The organism is Paludisphaera mucosa (genome assembly GCF_029589435.1).
GTDB classification, from domain to species: Bacteria; Planctomycetota; Planctomycetia; order Isosphaerales; family Isosphaeraceae; genus Paludisphaera; species Paludisphaera mucosa.
On sequence record NZ_JARRAG010000002.1, the window covers coordinates 2384360 to 2404322 of the forward strand.

Consider the following 19963-nt stretch of genomic DNA (forward strand, 5'->3'; position numbering starts at 1 on the left):
CTCGTACGCTTATATAGGCGATTGCGTGGCGGTGCAGATGGCCGCCTTCGCCCGGGCCCTCCCCGAGCCGCTCACCGAGGAGGAGGGCCGGATTTTCGACGCGTTCTACGCCCGACGCGCCTACCTCGGCGGCCTACCGCTGGTGATCCTCCACGCGCGGTTCCCCTTCCTCCGCGAGGCGATCCTCGATCTCCTGGACGACCCGGTCGATCCGCTCCGGGTCGGCGCCCTGCTCCTGCTCATGGAGTATTACGCGACCATGGCCTCCGCTCGTCGCGTGGCCGATCGGGCCGCCAAGCAACGCGCATCCGCAAGGCCCAACCCTTCGGCCAAGGGTCGGGGCCGGCGTCCGAAAGCTCCGAGTGGAGCCGGCCGACGCCACCTACTCTTCTGTTCGATCGCCGAAGAATTCCGCAAAGCCTTCGGGGTCGACTGCCCGTGCGGGCCCCTGGCCGATTGGTCGGCGAGTTTCCCCGAGGGCGATACAAACGCCGACCCGATCGTGCTCCAGTTCGATTGCGCGTCCTGCGACCGTTCGGAACGACGAGAGGCCGGACGAGCCGAGTTCATCGAGGTCAGCCGTCGGTTGCAGTCCCAGACCCAGCACGTCTGAGCCTCGGGTTTCGACGCCTCCACCCGGGGCTGAAAGGTCGGCGAGATCGGCGTCAAGCCCCGATCGTCGGCGCGATCACGACTCGACCTCGGCCCGCCGGTCGGCCCCGGAGGGCCCGAATTCGCCGGCGTCGGACCTCCCGAATTCGTCGACCCGTAAACCCGCGACCAAATGTTTATGACGCATTAACCGCGACTATTCAGGACCCGACGGCCGACCAGGGTGGGACGAGTTGCCGACCCTCGAAGGATAGCTGGAACCGGAGGACCTCGACCGCCATGAGCTGGAACACGGCCGGCGTCCCCGGAAAGGACTGCCGGAGCTGATCCCGAACGATCGCGATGAGCTTGATGCCGAGCAGGTCATCGATCCCACCGCGGTCATCTGGGTAGGTTCGTTGGGTCGACTTACGGCCCATGGTCAGGGCTCGAGAACTACCTGGCGAGACATGGGAATCCTCAAGTTGTTGCTCTGAAGCGTCTTGCGTTCACGTCGAAGATCAAGGCATGGCGTCGATCCTCGGCCGAGGGTCGACGCCATGCCTTGGTCCCATTATCGACTTTCCGACGATTCGATCCATGACGCGTGGAGTTATCCACTTCGGAGCCGATAGTTGGCGCTACTATGTTAGCTTCGACCCGCTACAAGCGATTTGGGGACGACGGCAGTCGCTATCGTGTCGGCTGACAAGGTCAGCAGCCGGACAAGTGCCCGGCGGATCGCCAGCAGCGCGATCACAGGGGCTCGGCCTCCCTTTTCACCCATCCGGGGTCGTTCCGACGGTTCGATGGCGTTCCAGGGATTGGATGGGCGCGCCATCTGGCACCGTCTCCGTCCCCTTAAGCTGCGCCGCCTACTGAGACCCCCCAAGCCTACGGCCTCGAAGGCTTACAGCCCCCGAACCGCTTCGAGCACCACCTGGACGTGACCGCTCACCTTCACCTTAGGGAAGACCCGCCGGACGCCGTCCGACTCGATCTCACGACCATCGTACGCTCGACGCCCATCGACTTCTTGCCGCACATATTCTTCTCCTTCCAGACGCCGTACGCCTGGATGACCTCCTTGTCGGGGTCCGCCAGCAGGGTGAACGGCAGCCCATGCTTGTCGGCGAACTTGCGGTGCGAGGCGACGGTGACGGGGCCGACTCCCAGAACCCGGGCACCCAACCCTTGATAGTCGGAGGCCGCGTCGCGGAAGTCGCACGCCTGCGTCATACAGCCGGGCGTCGCGTCACGTGGATAGAAATAGAGGACCACTGGCTGTCCCTTTGGGGGCCGCGAGTTGGATGTTGCCACCATCTTGGTCCGGCAGAATGAAGTCGGGAGCTGGTTGGCCCTCGATGACCATCAGGCAAGCCTTCTCGTGAGATGTCCAGAGCAGGCCATATGTCACCGACCGCCCCCTGTCGCGAGGACGGATGAGTGCGGCGGGGCGATTTGATGGCTCCCTGACTCGGTCCTACGCTGTGGAGACCGGGTAGCTCAACGTCCGCGGGGACGTCTGACCGGAGATCCCCGCCTGTACGCCATCGAAAAGGCCTCCTTGATCGGCCGGGTCTCGCCCGTCCGGGTCAGCTCACCCACCACCGCGAAGTCCCCCGACCGGTCCAGGGCGACCTGCCGCTCGCAGCCAGGATCTCCAGCGCGATCGGCAGGTCGAAACCGCCGGCGTCCTTCTTCAGGTCGGCCGGGGCCGATCTCTGTTGCGAAGATGCTGGCTCGCGAGTACGGGCCGCCAGAACTTCGCCGGTTTCGCGGCAGATGACCCGGACGAGGTCCGCGTGGATGAGGACCTCGACCGGGACCGCGTCCAAGCCGACCAGGGCGTAGGAGGAGATCGAGGCTGCCATCGCCGGAGTGTACCGCGACCCGGCCCGCCCGTGAATGCCCATGCAGAGGCGCACGGCGTCATCCAGCACGTGCCCCTCTCAGTCAGAGGTCCGGGCAGGAGGCAAGGGATGAGCCGGCCCCCGACACGCGCCGATGCGTATAGTGTCTTGGTACGCCGGCCCGGACCAGTTCGACATCGAGAAAGAGGGCAGGACGCTCGTTGATCTCGGCCTACCGGCCGCCCCCTGAATCACCTCGCGGGGTGGGAGTCGGAAATAACGCCTCAATTTCGCGGATCACGCGGCCTGTTTCGGCATAGGGTTCCTCGCCTACGTATCGCAGGCGTACCCGCCCTTCCGTGTCGATCACGAAGAGGCCATGGAGCGGGGTTTCCCCCATGCAGCCGTATTGGGCGAACGCCTCGCGACGCGAGTCCTCGACGAAGTGGAAATCGACGGCGTCGGTCGCCCCGACCCTCCTCATCGCGTCCCGTGGCGACTTGAGGGGCCGGTCCGACAACGCGAGGATCGTGACCCGGCCATCCAGCTTCGCGGATGCGGCCTCGACGAACTCCCGGAGCTGCTTCGAGCAGTGGCTGCACTGGAGCCCTCGGAAGAACAGGGCCACGGTGGGGCGGGGCCCACCCTTCGCGAGTTCTCGCCGCGTGCCGGACGTGTCGGTCAAGACGATGCGCGGGGCGGCCTCATCGACGCGGTCGAGTCTCTGCGCCTTGCCGGGGGCGGCCGGTTGTCCGGCCGCGTCGAGAATCTCGAACGTCTTCATCATGCCCTGGTCCTCGTGGTCGAGGATGTGGCAGTGCATGACCGTCTTGCCCGGCCAGTCGCCGAAGCGCGTGCCGACGGTCACCTTCACGTCCGAGCTGATCAGGATGGTGTCCTTCCATTGGCCGACGAGGTCGAGCCAGTCCTTGCCGTTCGCCGGGTCCAGCGGCCTGCCGTCGGCGGTCGTGACGGACAGGATCTGGAACGGATTGACGTGCAGGTGGAACGGGTGATTGTCGGGCCCGGTACTCCCCTCGGGGGGCGGGGCTACGGTCAGCGTCCAGACCTCCGTCGTGTTCAGGACCGGGCGGATATTCTGGTCCTTGTCGGTCATGTCGGCGGGCGTCAGCGCCTCCGAGAACGACTTGCCGTTGATCGTATAGACCTTGTTGGCGTCGTCCAACAGGAAGTGGATGGAACGGGTCTTGTCGGCCGGCACCGTGGGGGGGTCGATCGACTGCGCCGCCGAGAAGGCGCGGCAGCGGGCGATCTCCGCGCCGGGCAGGTCCATCGAGACCGGCTGGCCTGCCACCACGACCTTGGCAAGGAAGCGAGTGGGGGCCGGGGCGGACCCCTTCCGGAGCCTCCGCGCCGCCGCCGGCGGCTGGGCCGAGAGGTAGTAGGTGCCCGGGGCGGTCGGGGCCTTGACCAGCAGGTCGCAGCGATAGCCGGGGTAGAGCGTGAGGGAATCGATCTGCGTCAACTGGCCGGTGGCCAGGCCGTCCAGGGCGACCAGGTAGAGCGGCGATTGGGCCTTGGGCACGGGATTCCCCTGCGCGTCGCCCCAGGTCAGGGTCTCCCCCTCCTCGCGGCCGGCGTGGATGAATCGCCACCGCTGGACCTCGCCCGGGCGGAGCCGGCAGGTCGGCATGAGCACGCCGTTGACGGTCGTGGCCGCAAACTGCGTCTGCCGGGGGAACTTGCGGACCGGCGGAGGCGCGGCCTTGGGGTCGGCCGGGTAGGGTTCCGGGGCGCGGTTGTCCTCGGGGTTGTAGATGTCGTCGGGATAGACCCAGCCGAGCCGTCTCGGGTCGTCTCGCATGAGGAGTTGCTGGAGCACGAAGATGCGTTCGGCGGCCGAGGCGACCTGGGGCAACGACTCCAGGTCGCTCGAAATCGGGGCCGGGCCGGCCTCGACGATCAGGGCCCCGGCGAGGCCGCTCGCGAGCTGGTAGCCGACGGAGCCGTGGTGGTGGGGGTGGTACCAGAACGTCCCGGTCGGATGGTTGTCGGGGATCTTGTACTCATACGTGTGCGACTCGCCCGGCGCGATGGCCACGTTCAGCACGTCGTCGGCCCGGCCGATCGGGCTCACGTGCAGGCCGTGGGTGTGGATGTTGGTGGTGGACTTCCCCACGGATGGCGGGCGCCGGGTTAGGAGCGTAAGCTCGAACCCAGGAGTCCACCGATGGCGAAGACACGAAGGACGTTCACCCCCGAGTTCAAGGCCGAAGCGGTCAAGCTCGTCACCGACCACGGCAAGAGCCTGGCCGAGGTCGCCCGCGACCTCGACCTCGGCGAGAGCATGCTCCGGGCCTGGAAGGCGGCCCTGGCCAAGGGCGGCGAGGACGCCTTCCCCGGTAAGGGGAACCCGCCCGCCCTGGAGGAGGAACTGCGTCGCCTCCGCGCCGAGGTCAAGCGGCTGACCATGGAGCGCGACGTGCTGAAAAAAGCGACGGCCTTCTTCGCCAGGGAGTCGTCATGAGGTACGACTTCGTCGAGAGTCACCGGGAGCGATGGCCGGTCCGGCTCATGTGCCGCGTCCTGCGCGTCTCCCCCGGCGGCTATTACGACTGGCGGGGGAGGCCGCAGAGCACCCGGGCGGCCAGGCAGGACGCCCTGGTCGTCTCCATCAAGGCGATCCACGGCGAGGTCAAGGCCCGCTACGGCAGCCCGAGGATCCACGCCGAGCTGGCCGCCCGGGGCGAGCCCTGCTGCGTGAACACCGTGGCCCGCCTGATGCGCCGGGAGGGGATCGCCGCGAAGACGAAGCGGAAGTTCCGCGTGACGACCGACTCGAACCATGCCCGCCCGGTGGCCGAGAACGAGCTCGACCGTCAGTTCGAGCCGGGGGCCCCGGATCGGGCCTGGACGGCCGACATCACCTACGTGGCGACCGCCGAGGGCTGGCTCTACCTGGCGGCGGTGGAGGACCTGCACTCGCGGCGGATCGTGGGCTGGTCCATGGGCCCGCGGATCGACAGCCGGCTGGTCGTCGACGCCCTGGAGATGGCCCTGGCCCGGCGTCTGCCCGGCGCGGGGCTGGTGGCGCATTCGGACCGGGGGAGCCAGTACGCCAGCGAGCACTACAAGGAGGTGCTGGCCAGGCATGGGATCGTCTGCAGCATGTGAACTTCCCCACGGATGGCGAGCGCCTAGGTGAGAGCGTAAGCTCGACCTGAGGAGGCCCCCGATGGCGAAGGCCCGAAGGACGCTCACGCGCGAGTTCAAGGTCGAGGCGGTGCGTCGCATCGACGAGCGGGGCGAGAGCCCGGCCGAGGTGGCCCGCGAGCTCGACCTCGGCGAGAGCATGCTCCGGGGCTGGCGGCAGGCCCCGGCCGCCGAGGGCGGCCGGGCCTTCCCGGGCAAGGGCTGCCAGCCCGCCCTGGAGGAGGAGCTGCGGCGGCTCCGGGCCGAGGTCGAGCGGCTGCAGGCGGAGCGCGACATCCTGCCTCTGAACGCGTCAATTGCGCGGCCGACGTTTTCGCCGGAATCGTCTCCGGAAGCGATCCTGGTGTCCGTCCGAACCTGATCGTCAGGCGCGACGGGGCCTACGCCCCTGAAGGCGGATCGCGCGCCGACTCATCCGGCCGAGGTTACGCCTCCAGTTCCGCGACTTTCGGCTTGGGCCCCTTGCGCGGAGGCGGGGCATGGACCGCCTCGGCGAACTCCCTCGCGCCGGCCGCGTCGAGGGCACGTCGCTCTCCCGGGGGCCATATCTGCGGCCCTTTCACTTCGGGAAGCCCTACGCGGGCGTATGTGCGGTTCAGTCGATCTTTGAGCTCTGAACCCGGCGGTTGCCCCGTTTTCGGTTTGGTCGACTTGCCCGCCTCCTCGGCGGCCCGCTCGACGTGCCGCAACTTGGCCTGCACCCGCTCGGGCCGAGCGTAGCGATAAGGCTCGTTGTTCTTGAGCATCAGGAAGGCGATCGTCACGAGCTTGCGGGCCGTGGCGACGATCGCCACGTTGCGGGCCTTCCGCTTCTTCAGCCGCCGGTAGAAGGCGCCCAGGGGTCCGGGGTGCTCGGCGGCATGCTGGGCCGCCTGGGTGAGCATGGCCCGCGCCGTCGAGCTGCCCGCCTTGGTGATCGGGCCTCGGTAGCACTTGCCCGCCGACTGCCGGACGATCGGCGTCAGGCCCAGGTAGCTGGCGGCGTGATCGCCGTCGCTGAACCGGGCGACGTCCCCGAGCGCGGCGACGAGCGTCAGGGCCACGCCGTGGGCGACCCCGGGCAAGGTCATCAGGAGCCGGACGCGGTCGTCGTGATGGGCCAGCGTCCGCAACTGCGCGTCGAGCGACTCGAGCTCGGCGTCGACCGCGTCGTAGAGCCTCAGGAATCGATCCACCGTGCCCCGGGCGTCCTCGGGGAGTTCCAGAGCACGCACCCAGGCCAGGCCCTTGGCCGTGAAGAGCCCGCCCTCGGGCAGGACGACCAGCAGCCCGGCGAGGACGCCGTGGATGCGATTCTTGAACCGGGTGCGGTCTCCGACCAGGGCAGACGGCACGCCGGTCAGGTGCCTCAGCCGCTGGGTGACGCCGTCCGGCTCCCAGACCTCGGGCAGGAATTCGCACCGCAGGAGGTTCGCCAGGACCTCGGCGTCGATCTCGTCGGTCTTCACCTTCGCCTGGGCGATGGCCCTGGTCTGCATGGGATTGCCCACGACGATCGCCGCGACGAACGGGCGGAAGATCGCGGACACGGCCCAGGTGCTGGTCGTCGCCTCGACGGCCAGCTTGTCGGCCGGTTCGAGGTGAGCCCGGGCGAAGGCCTCGAGTGAGTTGCGCTCGCAGGCGACGGAGTGGCGGGCGAGGACCTTCCCCGTCGCGTCGAGGATGCAGACCTCCAGCGTGCGCCTGTGGAGGTCGAGTCCGACGAATCGCATGTGGGTGCCTCCTGGTGTGGTGCGACCGAGCCGATGGATCGCGGTGAACGGACGGGCCGAACGGCATCTACCTCTTCGAACTCGTGGCTCAGCCGGGTGGGCCGGTGAGGGCGGTCGGTTGAAAAAACGGGCTCGAAGCCCACAGGATCTCTCGACCTGCCCCGAGTAGGATCGGCTCCGCCTCCACCACCGAGGTGGTGCTCCGCTCGTCCCATGCCCGGCACGGCCATGGGAGCGTGTCTCGTCGCCGTCGGCAAGCTGGCGGCATGCCTCGACGGCATCGTTTTATCGTTCATACCCGTTAAAAAAAGCGACGGCCTTCTTCGCCGGGGAGTCGTCGTGAGGTACGACTTCGTCGAACGCCGCCGGGGGCGATGGCCGGTCCGGACGATGTGCCGGGTCCTGCGCGTCTCGCCCGGCGGATTCCACGGCCGGCGGGGGAGGCCTTCGAGCGCGAGGGCCCTGCGGAGCGGGGCCCTGGTCGAGGCCGTCCGCGACGTCCACGGCGCGTCCAAGGCCCGCTACGGCAGCCCGCGGGCGCACGCCGAGCTGGCGGACCGCGGCGTGCCCTGCTGCGTGGACACGGCGGCGAAGCTGATGCGTCGCCACGGCATCGCCGCGAGGGCCGGGCGGAAGTTCCGCCGCACCACCGACTCGGGCCGCGGCCTGCCCGTCGCCGAGAACATCCTGGGGCGGGAGTTCGAGCCCGGCGCGACGGACCGGGCCTGGGCGGCCGACGTCACCTACGTCCCGACCGGCGAGGGGCGGCTCTACCTGGCCGCGGTCGAGGACCTGCACCCGCGGCGGATCGTGGGCTGGTCGATGCCCGGGCGGAACGACGGCCGCCTGGCCGTCGACGCCCTGGAGATGGCGGTGGCGCGACGGCCCCCCGGCGAGGGCCTCGTGGCCCACTCGGACCGCGGGAGCGCCTACGCGAGCGGGCATTACCGGCGAATCCTGGCCCGCCGTCGGATCGCCTGCAGCATGAGCCGGCGGGCGAACTGCCGGGACGACGCCCCGATGGAGTCGTTCTTCGCGAGCTTGAAGAAGGAGCGGACGACGACCTCCCATCGACGAAGTCGTTGTCGGCGCGGATATAACAGAGTTGACCGCGTGTCCGTGGGCCTTGCTCGACCTGGCCCGCTTCTGTGAGGAGTATCACGCTCACGCCGGAGGAGCTGCACCATGCCCGACCGACCCATCCCCGTCCCCCCCGCGCCTGACCCCGCCCCGACCGACCGGGCCTCGGTGGCAGGACCTGCCGACCGGCCATCAAGAAGAGCTGCTCCGACGACTCGGCCTGATGCTCGCGGAGCGAATCGCCGGCCCCGACGCACGAGCGGAGGGGACTCATGAGCCGCGCTGACGCCGCCTCGCCGTCCGCCCACAAGATCCGCCCCCGGCACTGCGATCGCCTCGCCGTCGTTTACGTCCGCCAGTCGACCCCGCAGCAGGTCGCCGGCAACCGCGAATCGGCCGACTTGCAATACCAACTGCGACGACGGGCCGTCGCCCTTGGCTGGGCCGACGACCGCGTCGTGGTGATCGACGACGACCAGGGGATCAGCGGCGCGTCCGTCGAGAACCGGCCGGGGTTCCAGCGGCTGCTGGCCGAGGTGTCGCTCGGGCACGTCGGCGTCGTATTCGGCCGCGAGATGAGCCGGCTGTCGCGGTCGTGCAAGGACTGGTATCAACTGCTGGAGCTCTGCGGCCTGTTCCAGGTCCTGCTCGCGGACGCCGACGGCGTGTACGACCCGACCGATCCGAACGACCGGATGTTGCTGGGGCTGCGCGGCATGATGAGCGAGGCGGAGGTCCACGTCCTGAAGGCGCGGATGCACCAGGGCAAGTTGAACAAGGCCCGGCGGGGCGAGTTATTTACATGCGTACCGGTCGGGTACGTGGGCTCGCCCGACGGCGGGATCGCCATGGACCCGGACGAGCAGGTGCGCTCGGCGGTGTCGCTGGTGTTCGCCAAGTTCGCCGAACTCGGCTCGTTGACGAAGGCGCACGCCTACTTCGCGGCCAACGACATCCAGCTCGGGCTGCGGGTGTACAAGGGGCCGGGCAAGGGGCGCCTGGAATGGCGCAGGCCCCGACGCAGCGGCCTCTACGAAATGCTGCGACACCCGATCTACGCAGGGGCCTACGCCTACGGCCGCTCCCCCTTCGACCCGACCCGAAGGGTCGCGGGCAAGCCGAAGTCGGGCCGCTGGAACGCCCCGCCCGAGGAGTGGGCGTGCCTGCTCCGGGACGCCGTCCCCGCGTACATCCCGTGGGAACAGTTCGAAGCGAACCGGCGACGGCTGGCCGCGAATGATCGCGGCCCCGGATCGAAGAAGGCGACGGGTCGTGCGCCGACCCTCCTGAACGGGATCGTCCGGTGCGGTCGGTGCGGCAGGCCGATGGGCGCGCGAAACGCGCGGGCGTCGGCGAACCCGCGGTACGCCTGCGACTGAGAGTTCCGGGAATACGGCGGGCCGCGATGCCAGGGCCTGGTGGCCGCCTACCCGGACCGCCTGATCGAGTCGCTGGTGCTCAAGGCGGTCGAACCGGCGTCGCTGGAGCTGAGCCTCCGCACCGCCGGGCGAGTCGAGCAGGATCGGGAACGGCTGCACGGGCTCTGGAAGCAGAGGCAGGAGCGGGCCGAGTACCAGACGGACCGGGCGCGGCGGCAGTACGACGCGGTCGACCCGGAGAACCGATTGGTGGCCCGGGAGTTGGAGCGGCAGTGGGAGCAGAAGCTGGCCGAGCGACGGAGGCTGATGGAGGACTACGACCGATTCCGGGCCGAACAGCCGCGACATCTGAGCGCGTCCGATCGCGAGCGGATCGCGACATTGGCCGCCGACCTGCCCGGGCTGTGGCGCTACCCGACGACGACCGGAGGCGATCGGCTAGCGATCGTCCGGCTCCTGATCGAGCGCGTGGAACTGACCCGTGCCGGGGAGTCGGAGCGGGTCGACGTGGTGATCCACTGGCGCGGCGGGACGGTCACGCGGCACGCGATCCGCCAGGGCCTGCGGACCTACCATTCGCTCGGCGGGCTGGCACGGCTCCGGGAGCGGATCCTGGAGCTGCGCGGGGAGGGACGGACCGCGGATGCGATCGCCGAGAGGCTCGATCGCGAGGGCTATCGGGCGGCTCGCGGCGACGGGTTCACCGGCGACCTGGTTCGTCAGTTGCTGGCGCGTTTCGGGAGGACGGGCGTCCCGGCCGGCGTGCGCGACGCGAATGACCTGCCGGGGCCGGGCGAGTGGTGGTTGCCTGCCCTGGCGGCGGAACTCGGAGTGAAGCCGATCGTCGTCCACCGATGGCGGTGGTCGGGATGGCTGTACGCGCGGCATCTGCGAGGCGAGAATGGCCGGTGGATCGTGTGGGCCGACGCCGCCGAAGTCGGTCGACTCCGCCGGCTGCGGGCGTTCGAGATAGAGTACCACGGACGCCGGACGCCTCCGCCCGACCTGACCAGCCGGCCGAGTCGACCGGGCGACCAGGGCCTGACAACGTGCTTGCAGAGTGGAGGTGAATGATGCCTCGTTCAAGAAGGAGCTGATCCACGGCCGGGGCCACGCCGGCCGGGCCGAGGCGAGGGCCGAGATCTTCGAGTACATCGAGGTGTTCTACAACCGCGAGCGACGCCATTCGTCGCTCGGCTACAAGTCCCCGTGCGAGTTCGAGACGACCGGTTGAACCCTTAACCCCGCGCTCGCCATTCGTGGGGAAGTCCACGTCGACGATCACCCTGACCGGCGGCCCGCTGACGCTGGGCTATACGGTCCAGGGGACCGCGGGCGCGCTGCAGACCTTCACGTTGAGCGGGGTCGGACTCGGCTACGACATCCACCTCCATTATTCCCATCCCCTCGAAGCCTCGACCGACGGCGTGAACTGGTTCTCGGGCGACCTCAGAATCCCGGAGACGAATGGGGTCGTCCACGACGCCACGGTCTACTTCCGGATCTCGGCCACGGGATCGGTCGGCCCGATCTCCGGATCGATTTCGGTCGCGTCCATCTCCGCCACGACCCTGTATGTCAACTACAGCGGGGGCGTCGAGACGGCGACGTCCCTCAGCCCCGAGTCGCTCCCCGACGCCACCGCCGGCTCTCCCTACAGCCAGCAGCTCGCCGCCTCGGGGGGCTCGGGCTCGGGATACGTGTTCTCGGCCGCCGGCGTGCCGGCCGGGCTGGGCCTAAGCGTCGACGGCCTTCTTTCGGGAACTCCGACCAATGCCTCGGGATCTCCCGACAGCTTCGTGGTGACCGTCATCGACGGCAACGGCGTCGTCAAGACTTTCAAGTACTCGCTGGTGACCAAGTCCACCACCATCGCGGGCGATATCAACTCCTCGACGCATCAGGCGTATTACGGCCAGGACGTCGTGCTGACCGCGTCGTTCTCGGCGGACGGCTCGGTCCCGATGACCGGCACGGTCGCCTTCTACGACGGCGACACCTTCCTGGGCACCGCGCCGATGGGCCCGACCGGCACCGCCTCGCTCCTCTCCGTCGCCACCGTCTCGGGGCATGCGGCCCTGGCGACGTCGAATCTCTCGGTGGGGAACCACGTGATCACCGCGATCTACTCGGGGGACGGCTACTACTCGACGGCGACCTCTCGGTCGTCGGTGGCGGTCGCGGTCGCACCGGCGACGACGAGCACGACGCTGAAAGCGGTGACCACCGGGGGAGGGACGACTTTGGTGTCGACCGTCGTCGTGACGTCTCCCGGCAATCCGCCGTTGTCCGGGACGGTGTCGTTCTACGACGGGAACACCCTGCTCGGGACGTCGACGTTGGTGGACGGGGTCGCGAGCCTGGCGCTCGGAGTCTCGCCGGCCGGTTCGCACACCTACAGCGCGCTCTTCTCGGGAGGAGGTACGTCCTCGGCCAGCGCGACGTCGGTCGCCGTGACGACCGGCGGGCCCCAGATCATCGGCCTGAGCCGCTATGGTTTCCACGCCCGATCGACGGTACTGATCCTCTACTTCGGCGCTCCGCTCGACGCCTCAGGCGCCCAGGACGTGTCGAATTACATCATTACGGACGGTCGCGGGCGCCGGATCGCGGTTTCCTCGGCGACTTACGATCCGGCGACCTTGACGGTCGCTCTGCGGCCGTCGAGCCGCTTGAACATCCACAACGCCTACGGCCTGACGGTGATCGGCACGGGGTCGGCGGGTTTAAGGGCTGTGTCCGGGGTGCCGCTGGACGGGGCTGGGAACGGCGGCTCGGGGACCAACTTCGTGACGCGGATCACCTGGACGGCGCTGACGGTTCCGGGGAACCCGCCTGCAATTCCGTACGTGAACGGTCAGCAGCACGGCCACGCGGGGGGCTTCAAACGGTATGTGGACGCCGTGGTGCGGGCGACCAACGCGGCGGGCCGATCGGTCAAGAAGTCCTTGCCGGTGCGTCATGCTTCCATGCCCGATGGGCTGATCAAGCCGACCAAGTCTCATGTGGCCACGCCGAAGAACCATTCGGCATCCAGATCGCGCTGATACGGTGAGTTTCGATCGAGCTAATTCATGGACTCGGTCCTCCCTTCGCAGGTCGATCATCTGACGTGCCCCCCGGGCATGTGGCCGAGGTCGAGCGGATCTGCGACCGTTTCGAGGCCGCCCTGCGGGACGGCGGGCGTCCGCAGATCGAGGACGAGCTCCTCGCCCTGGTCGCGTCCGGCCGCGACCTGCTCCTGAAAGAACCGGTCGCCCTGGACCTGGCCTACCGACGCCGGGTCGGCGAGACGCCCGGACCGGCCGAGTACCTCGGCCGGTTCCCCGACGACGAATTGGCGGTCCGCGCGGCCTTCGGAGTCCTGTAATCGGAGACCCGGCCGGGCGAGTCCGCCACGCGCCAAGCGGGCGAGGCTCGGCCGGCGAGCGCCCGGGGCGACCGCGAGTACGACGACCCGGCGGACGGCGAGAGCGTCCGCTACTTCGGCGACTACGAGCTGCGGGGCCTGCTCGGGCGCGGCGGGATGGGCGTCGTCTATCGGGCGATGCAGAGGAGCCTCCACCGCCCGGTCACCCTGACGATTCGCGGGGACGCGACGGACTCGGACGAGCAGCGGCGGCGATTCCGCAAGGAGGCGGAGATCGCCGCCGGGACATCGGCGAGGTAGAGTCGTACGACTGGCGGATCGAGCGCGTCACGCTCCCCGACGGGCGCGACGGCGTCGCCTGCTACTTCTACGACTTGAGCGAGCGGAAGCGGCGGGAAGCCGCCTTACGCGACCGCGAGTTGCAGACCCTGGCCGACAACTCGCCCGACATCCTCACGCAGTTCGACCGCGAGCTGCGCCACGTGTTCGTCAACGCCGCCGTTGAGAAGGCCACCGGCCGTTCCCGCGAGTCGTTCCTGGGCAGGACGAACCGCGAGATGGGGATGCCGCCCGATCGCCGCGACGCCTGGGACGCCGCCCTTCGGTCCGTATTCGAGACGGGTCGGGGCGTATCGAGCGACTTCTCCTACGAGACGTCGAGCGGCGAACGGCACTACTCCGCTCGGTTCGTGCCGGAGACGGGCCCGAGCGGCCACGTCGAATTCGTCCTCGGCGTGACTCGGGACGTGACCGACAAGGTGCGGGACGAGTTGGCGTTGCGAGCCGGCGAGGAGCGGCTGCGCATGGCCCTCAACGCCGCCCGCGCCGGGGCCTGGGCGTGGGAAGCCCCGACCGGCTCGATCGCGTGGTCGCCGGAGAACTACGTTCTCTACGGACTCGACCCTGACGCCGGCCCGCCCTCCTATGGGGATTGGGAGGCGCGGATCCATCCGGACGACCGGGACGGGGCAAACGCCGACGTCCGGGACGCCCTGGAAGGCCGCACCCCCGGGTTCCGATCGGAGTTCCGGGTCGTCGACCCGATCCAGGGCGTCCGATGGCTGCTGGGCCTCGGCCGGGTCGATTTCGGCCCCGATGGCAAGCCCCTGCGGATGATCGGCATCAACCTCGACGTCACCGACCGCAAGCGCTTCGAGCAGGCGATGGCCGACCAGGATCGACGCAAGAACGAGTTCCTGGCCACCCTCGCCCACGAGCTGCGGAACCCCCTGGCCCCCATCCGCACCGGGCTACAGGTGCTGAAGCTGGCGCCGCCGAACAGCCCTATGATCCCCGAGACCCGCGTGATGATGGAGCGGCAGCTCGGCCACATGGTGCGGCTCATCGACGACCTGCTCGACGTCTCGCGGATCAGCCGGGGCAGGGTCGAGCTGAAGCGGGAACGCGTCCGGATTCGCTCGGCGATCGAGCACGCCCTGGAGGTCAGCCGCCCGCTGATCGACGCGGCCGGGCACCAGCTGACCATCGCTTATCCCGACGATTCGGTCTACGTCGACGGCGACCTCACCCGCCTGACCCAGGTCGTCGGCAACGTGCTCAACAACGCGGCCAAGTACACGCCCGACGGGGGCCGCATCGAGCTCTCGTCGGGGGTCGAGGCGGGCCGGGTCGTGATCCGCGTGGCCGACGACGGCGCCGGCATCACCGCCGAGATGCTCGTCGGCGTCTTCGACCTGTTCGCCCAGGTCGACCAGACGCTCGACTGGGCCCAGGGAGGCTTGGGCATCGGCCTCTCGCTCGTCAAGAAGATCCTCGAGTTGCACGGCGGGACGATAGAGGCCGCGAGCCCCGGCCTGGGCCTCGGCAGCACGTTCACCATCAGGCTGCCCCTGGCGACCGTGCCGAAGGCAGTCGACGCCCCCGCTCCCGGGGAGAGCCAGGCTGCGGGCCCGTCCGAGACGTCGAGCCTCCGCGTCCTGGTCGTCGACGACAGCCTTGACGGCGCGCAGAGCCTGGCGATGCTCGTCAGGATGTGGGGCCACACGCCGCAGACGGCCCACGACGGCTCTGGGGCCATCGCTGCGGCCGCCGACCACCGCCCCGAGCTCGTCTTCCTCGACATCGGCCTGCCCGGCATGGACGGCTACGAGGTCTGTCGTCGTCTTCGCTCGGACCCCAAACACTCTGGCGCGACCTTCGTGGCCCTCACGGGCTGGGGCTCCGAGGCGGAAAAGCGGCGCGTCCGAGACGCCGGCCTCGACCACCACCTGGTCAAGCCGATCGACCCCGACTTGATCAGGGAGGTTGAAGAAGGCCGAGGCCGAGCGGAGATGAATGGCCGGAGCGGGCGAAAGACTTCGCAACTGGGCGGTCCTCCCGGCGAGCGCGGTGGGACGATGCGAGGCCTCGGGGAGGCCCGGTGGCACTTCCGAAGTTGCATCCTCGCAACGTAACCGGACGCCTGCGATCTCGCGTCATGAAGGGCGTCGAGGAGATCGTCGCGATCCTCGATCTGCGAAGTCACGGGTGAGAAGTCTTCGAGAAAGCTTCCTGGACGAATCAGGACTTTCGGAAGCACTCCGAATGGCAGGTGATCGGAGACGACGCGCGGTCGTTCCCCGCTTCCGCGAGGGCCGCCGAAGCCACTCAAGCCGACTTCCTGCGAACGATCATCGTGATCTCGTTGCCGCTGTCATTGTGGCTGACCTCGTCGATGAACGCTCGGATCAGGATCATCCCGCGGCCGCCGATCCGGGTCAGGCTCTCGGGGTCGAACGGGGCGTCGAGGCCCGCAGTGTCGAACCCGGGCCCTTCGTCGCGGATCCGGAATGTCGCGGATCCGCGATCGATCTCCGCGGTGACGTGGATGCGACGGTCCCGATACGGCGGGACGTCGCGCCTGGCGTCCGCCAGTTCGTGGAAGATCCGCTCGTCCTCCTGACGCAGGTCGGACGAGACCTCGAGGTTGCCGTGGAACATCGCGTTGCTGAGCGCCTCCTGAAGTGCGACGCCGACCCTCGTCCGTCTGCCGCCGTCGCACACTCCCATGCCGGCCAGATCCTCCTGGAGCGAGCCGATCAACGTCGAGATCAAATTCCCGTCGTTGGCGAGCCGCCACGAGGTGACGCTCCGTTCCACGCAGCGGAGCAGCTGCACGCCTCGATCGCTGCGGGCCGCCGCGGCCAGCACCGAGTCGATCGTGCCGGCGAGCTCGGCCGCGAGCGACTTCTTGGGCACGTAGTGGGTCGCCCCCGCCCGGAGGGCCCGGTACGCGACATCCTCGCTGCCGTAGGCCGTCATCAGGACGACCGGTAGGTCGGGATGGACGCGTCGGATCTCCTTGACGAGCTCGAGCCCGTCCATGCCCGGCATCTGGATGTCGGTGACCACGACGCTCGGCTTGGAGCCTGCGATCAGCTTCAGGGCCTCCCCGCCGTCGTTCGCGACGACGGGGCGGAGCCCGGGGTTCCTGGCGACGATCGCGGCGACGAGGCGGCGGTCGACGGGCGAGTCGTCCACGATCAGGACCGTCAGGACTCGGGCCGCGGGATCCGCCGAGGCTTCGATCGTCGATGCGGCTTGCGGGGCTTCGATCACGGACATGGTTGTCGCTCCTTGAGGCGGGATCGGTGAGACGTCTCGAAGCAAGGGATGGGGGACGTCGCGTCGCCCGGGACGAGGCCGCCGGCCGCGATTCGGAAGCGGTCCAGAGCCGCGATCATCGCGTCGATCTCGACGGACGCCCCCGAGCAGGAGCCCGAACGCGCCGCGGCCTCGAGCCTCGACGCCGCCTCGAAGACCTCCTCCGCCGCGAAGTGGCCGGAGGTGCCCTTCAGGGTGTGGGCCGCGCGAACGAAGGTCTCGACGTCGTCCGCCTCGACCGCGGCGCGGAGCTCCGCCAGCAGCCGCGGGCAGTCGTCGAAGAAGAGCCCCAGGATCTCGCGGAGCAGGTCCTCGTCGCCGCTCGCCGTCGCGAGGGCCGCCTCGCGATCGAACACGCCGGACGGGGGCGCCTCGTGCGTGCGGGCGTCGCCGCCCGCGGGACTTCCCAGCACCTGATCGATGACCGCGAACAGGGCCTCCGAACGGATCGGCTTGGAGGCGTAGCCGTCGAAGCCGGCGGCCAGGCAGCGTTCGCGGTCCCCCTTCATGGCGTGCGCCGTCAGTGCCACGACGGGCAGGCGGGGGAGGCCGCGGGCCCGCTCGTCGTCGCGGATCGCGGCGACGGCCTCGAATCCGTCCATGTCCGGCATCTGAACGTCCATGAGGATCAGGTCGAACGCCGCGCCGCCCCGCGCCGCCAAAGCCCGCCTGCCGTCGCCCGCGATCGCTACCGAATGGCCGCGCTTCGCCAGCATGCCGCGGATGACCTTCTGGTTGACCACGTGGTCCTCCGCGAGGAGGATCTTCAGCCTTCGCCCGACGGGCGTCGCGACGTCGACGACTCGGGCCGGCCCCTCATGATCCCGCCCGCCCCCGTCCGGGGGGGAGCTGACCAGGTCGACGATCGTGGCGAACAACTCGCTCCGGCGCACAGGCTTGGTCAGGCGCGCGGCGATCCCCAGCGAGCGGCAGAGGGCCGCCTTCCCCGATTCGTCGTTCGACGTAAGCATCACGACGTGGGTCTCCGCCAGGCCCGGGTCTGCCTTGATCCATTCGGCCACGGCATAGCCGTCCAGGTCGGGCATCATGCAGTCGAGGAGGACCATGGAGAACGGCCGCCCCGAAGACTTAGCCGCCCGCAAGGCGCCCAAACCGGCCGCCCCGCCCGCGGCCGACGTGGGCTCGGCCCCCCAATGGAGCAGCAGCTCTTCGAGGATGCGAAGGTTGGTCCGGTTGTCGTCCACGACCAGGACCCGCAGGCCGAGCAGCCGCTCGGGACGGGCCTCGCCCCGCACCTTCGGGCACCCCCGCTGCGCGGGCATGCAAGCGGTGAAATGGAAGGTGCTGCCCTCCCCGGGCTTGCTCTCGACCCAGATGCGGCCGCCCATCATCTCCACGAGCTTCACGGTGATGGCCAGCCCGAGCCCCGAGCCCCCGTAACGCCGCGTGGTCGACCCGTCGGCCTGCTCGAACGGCTCGAAGATCCCCTCCTGCTTCTCCCGCGGGACGCCGATGCCGGTGTCGCGGACGGAGAAGTGCAGGCCGACCTCGTCGGCGGGCCGGGTCGGCTCGAGTTCCCAGGCGTCGACCGAGACCGCCACCTCGCCCGCCTCGGTGAACTTGACCGCGTTCCCCACCAGGTTGACGAGGATCTGGCGCAGCCGGCCCGAATCCCCCTCGAGGGCGTCGGGCAGCCCGGGGGCGATCCTCGCCGAGAGCTCCAGGCCCTTGGAGTGGGCGCGCGGGGCCAGCGTCTTGAGCGTCTCGTCCACGTGGTCGCGCAGGGCGAACGGCTCCGGGTCGAGGCGGAGCTTGCCGGCCTCGATCTTCGAGAAGTCGAGGATGTCGTTTATCACCGCCAGCAGCGAGTCCGCCGAGGCCTTCACGAGCCCGAGGTATTCGCGCTGCGGGGCGGTCAGCTCGGTGTCGAGCGCCAGCTCCGTCATGCCCAGGATGCCGTTCATGGGCGTGCGGATCTCGTGGCTCATGTTGGCGAGGAATTCGCCCTTGGCCCGGCTGGCGTCCATCGCCTCGTCTCGGGCGCGTCGTAGCTCGACCTCGAACAGCCTCCTGGCGGTGACGTCCTCGATCTGCGAGACGAAATGGAGGGGGGCCCCCTCGCCGTCGCGCACCAGGGAGACGCTCAGCATGACCCAGACGACGCGGCCGTCCTTGTGGAGGTACCGCTTCTCCATGCGATAGGACGGCGTGTCCCCGGCGAGGAGGCGCCGGGCCTCCTCCCGGTCCGCGTCGACGTCCTCGGGATGCGTGACGTCCTGGAAGGTCCGCCCCAGCAGCTCCCCGGACGGGTATCCCACGATCTCGCAGAGCGCCTCGTTGACCTTGAGCCAGCGGCCGTCTGGGGCGACCAGGGCCATGCCGATGGCGGCGGAATCGAACGCGCCGCGGAACCGTTCCTCGCCCTGCTCGGCGAGTGCCGTGGCGGCCGCGAGCTCGGCCGTCCGCGCGACCACCTCCGCCTCGACTCGGGCCGCGGCGATCTCGACCCGGGCGCGCTGGGCGGCCACCTCGTGCATCTCGGCAGTGCCGCGCAGGCAGTGGGGGATCAAAAAGGCGTCCTCGAAGGCGACCCAGGCCGCGTGCTCGACCCATCGCCACGCCCCCGGAGTCTCGGTGCCGAAGATCGACCGGGGCCAGAATGCACCTCGCAGGACGTGGTCCGCGACGACGACCGCCGAGCCGACGGCCACGACCTTCCAATCCCGGTAGAACGCCAGGAGGGCCAAGGAGCCGAAAATGTGGAAATGGGTTTCGATCCGCCCCCCGGTCAGGTGGATCAGCAGCGCCCCCATGAACATCTGGGCCGCCGCGACCACGTAACGGGTCGACGCTCGGCAGGGGAGCATGATCGCGAGCCAGGCCGCCGGCGCGGCGATCAGCCCCCCCAGGAAGAGCGCGGTCCAGACGTGCACGTGGATCCGGCTCGACTCGCCCGCCCAAGCCAGCGGCGAGATCGCCAGGGCCACGCCCAGGGCGGCCGCCCACTGGGAGAGCAGGAGCGCCGCGAAGAGGCGATCGGCCCTGCGGGCGATCCGCCGGGAGTGCTCCGCGAACAGGACGCAGGATCGATCGTGGACCCATTCATCGTCGGAAGCCCGGCTCGTCATGTTAATGATTGAATCACTCGAGTTCTCGCGGATGGGCCTGTGAAGCGTACGGCGAAGCCGTCGTGGATGGGGGGGTGTTTGAAGCCGGAAGAGAGGCGGGAGCCAGAACCCA

General features: G+C 69.3%; 12 protein-coding genes and 4 pseudogenes. 10 read left to right on the forward strand and 6 right to left on the reverse strand.

Annotated features, from left to right (window positions below; genetic code table 11):
• Window positions 1-25 precede the first annotated feature (25 nt).
• A complete protein-coding gene (locus PZE19_RS18775) occupies window positions 26-613 on the forward strand; it encodes a hypothetical protein (RefSeq protein WP_277862163.1) in 588 nt (195 codons plus the stop codon).
• Window positions 614-1551: 938 nt separating this feature from the next.
• On the opposite strand, the gene PZE19_RS18780 is transcribed toward PZE19_RS18775, so the two are convergent.
• The 3 genes from PZE19_RS18780 to PZE19_RS33055 all read right to left on the reverse strand — a co-directional run bounded on the left by PZE19_RS18780 (window position 1552) and on the right by PZE19_RS33055 (window position 4584).
• Window positions 1552-1914: a peroxiredoxin gene (locus PZE19_RS18780; protein ID WP_277862164.1), complete on the reverse strand. Its 363-nt coding sequence runs from the start codon at window positions 1912-1914 to the stop codon at window positions 1552-1554.
• Window positions 1915-2186: 272 nt separating this feature from the next.
• Window positions 2187-2534, reverse strand: a complete 348-nt coding sequence (locus PZE19_RS18785) for a hypothetical protein (protein ID WP_277862165.1) — start codon at window positions 2532-2534, stop codon at window positions 2187-2189.
• A gap of 142 nt (window positions 2535-2676) precedes the next feature.
• Window positions 2677-4584: a multicopper oxidase domain-containing protein gene (locus PZE19_RS33055; protein ID WP_277862166.1), complete on the reverse strand. Its 1908-nt coding sequence runs from the start codon at window positions 4582-4584 to the stop codon at window positions 2677-2679.
• Between the two features lie 51 nt (window positions 4585-4635).
• Here PZE19_RS33055 and PZE19_RS18800 point away from each other — a divergent pair.
• Window positions 4636-5576, forward strand: a pseudogene (locus PZE19_RS18800) (IS3 family transposase); the annotation flags it as partial.
• A gap of 64 nt (window positions 5577-5640) precedes the next feature.
• Window positions 5641-5898 (forward strand): annotated as a pseudogene (locus tag PZE19_RS18805) (transposase); the annotation flags it as partial.
• Window positions 5899-6043: 145 nt separating this feature from the next.
• Here PZE19_RS18805 and PZE19_RS18810 read toward each other — a convergent pair.
• Window positions 6044-7330 (reverse strand): IS110 family RNA-guided transposase, encoded by a 1287-nt coding sequence (locus PZE19_RS18810; protein ID WP_277862170.1) that lies wholly within the window; start codon window positions 7328-7330, stop codon window positions 6044-6046.
• A gap of 228 nt (window positions 7331-7558) precedes the next feature.
• On the opposite strand from PZE19_RS18810, the pseudogene PZE19_RS18815 reads away from it, so the two are divergent.
• The 7 genes and pseudogenes from PZE19_RS18815 to PZE19_RS18845 form a co-directional block, all read left to right on the forward strand.
• Window positions 7559-8389 (forward strand): annotated as a pseudogene (locus tag PZE19_RS18815) (IS3 family transposase); the annotation flags it as partial.
• 293 nt (window positions 8390-8682) lie between these two features.
• Window positions 8683-9789 carry a recombinase family protein gene (locus PZE19_RS18820; RefSeq protein WP_277862171.1) on the forward strand — a complete coding sequence of 369 codons (1107 nt, stop codon included), beginning with the start codon at window positions 8683-8685 and terminating at the stop codon, window positions 9787-9789.
• Window positions 9790-9828: 39 nt separating this feature from the next.
• Window positions 9829-10863 carry a hypothetical protein gene (locus PZE19_RS18825; protein ID WP_277862172.1) on the forward strand — a complete coding sequence of 345 codons (1035 nt, stop codon included), beginning with the start codon at window positions 9829-9831 and terminating at the stop codon, window positions 10861-10863.
• Window positions 10864-10867: 4 nt separating this feature from the next.
• Window positions 10868-11023 (forward strand): annotated as a pseudogene (locus tag PZE19_RS18830) (IS3 family transposase); the annotation flags it as partial.
• A gap of 25 nt (window positions 11024-11048) precedes the next feature.
• A complete protein-coding gene (locus PZE19_RS18835; protein ID WP_277862173.1) occupies window positions 11049-12836 on the forward strand; it encodes an Ig-like domain repeat protein in 1788 nt (595 codons plus the stop codon).
• Between the two features lie 65 nt (window positions 12837-12901).
• Entirely contained in the window at window positions 12902-13159 is a 258-nt protein-coding gene (locus PZE19_RS18840; RefSeq protein ID WP_277862174.1) for a hypothetical protein, read from the forward strand.
• Window positions 13160-13533: 374 nt separating this feature from the next.
• Window positions 13534-15573, forward strand: coding sequence for a PAS domain-containing hybrid sensor histidine kinase/response regulator (locus PZE19_RS18845; RefSeq protein WP_277862175.1), 2040 nt, complete (start codon window positions 13534-13536; stop codon window positions 15571-15573).
• A gap of 193 nt (window positions 15574-15766) precedes the next feature.
• Here the strand turns inward: PZE19_RS18845 and PZE19_RS18850 are convergent, their stop codons facing one another.
• Together PZE19_RS18850 and PZE19_RS18855 are read right to left on the reverse strand one after the other, a co-directional pair.
• Entirely contained in the window at window positions 15767-16723 is a 957-nt protein-coding gene (locus PZE19_RS18850) for a response regulator (RefSeq protein ID WP_277862176.1), read from the reverse strand.
• Window positions 16714-19851 carry a hybrid sensor histidine kinase/response regulator gene (locus tag PZE19_RS18855; protein ID WP_277862177.1) on the reverse strand — a complete coding sequence of 1046 codons (3138 nt, stop codon included), beginning with the start codon at window positions 19849-19851 and terminating at the stop codon, window positions 16714-16716. Before PZE19_RS18855 ends, PZE19_RS18850 begins: the two co-directional genes overlap by 10 nt.
• Window positions 19852-19963 lie beyond the last annotated feature (112 nt).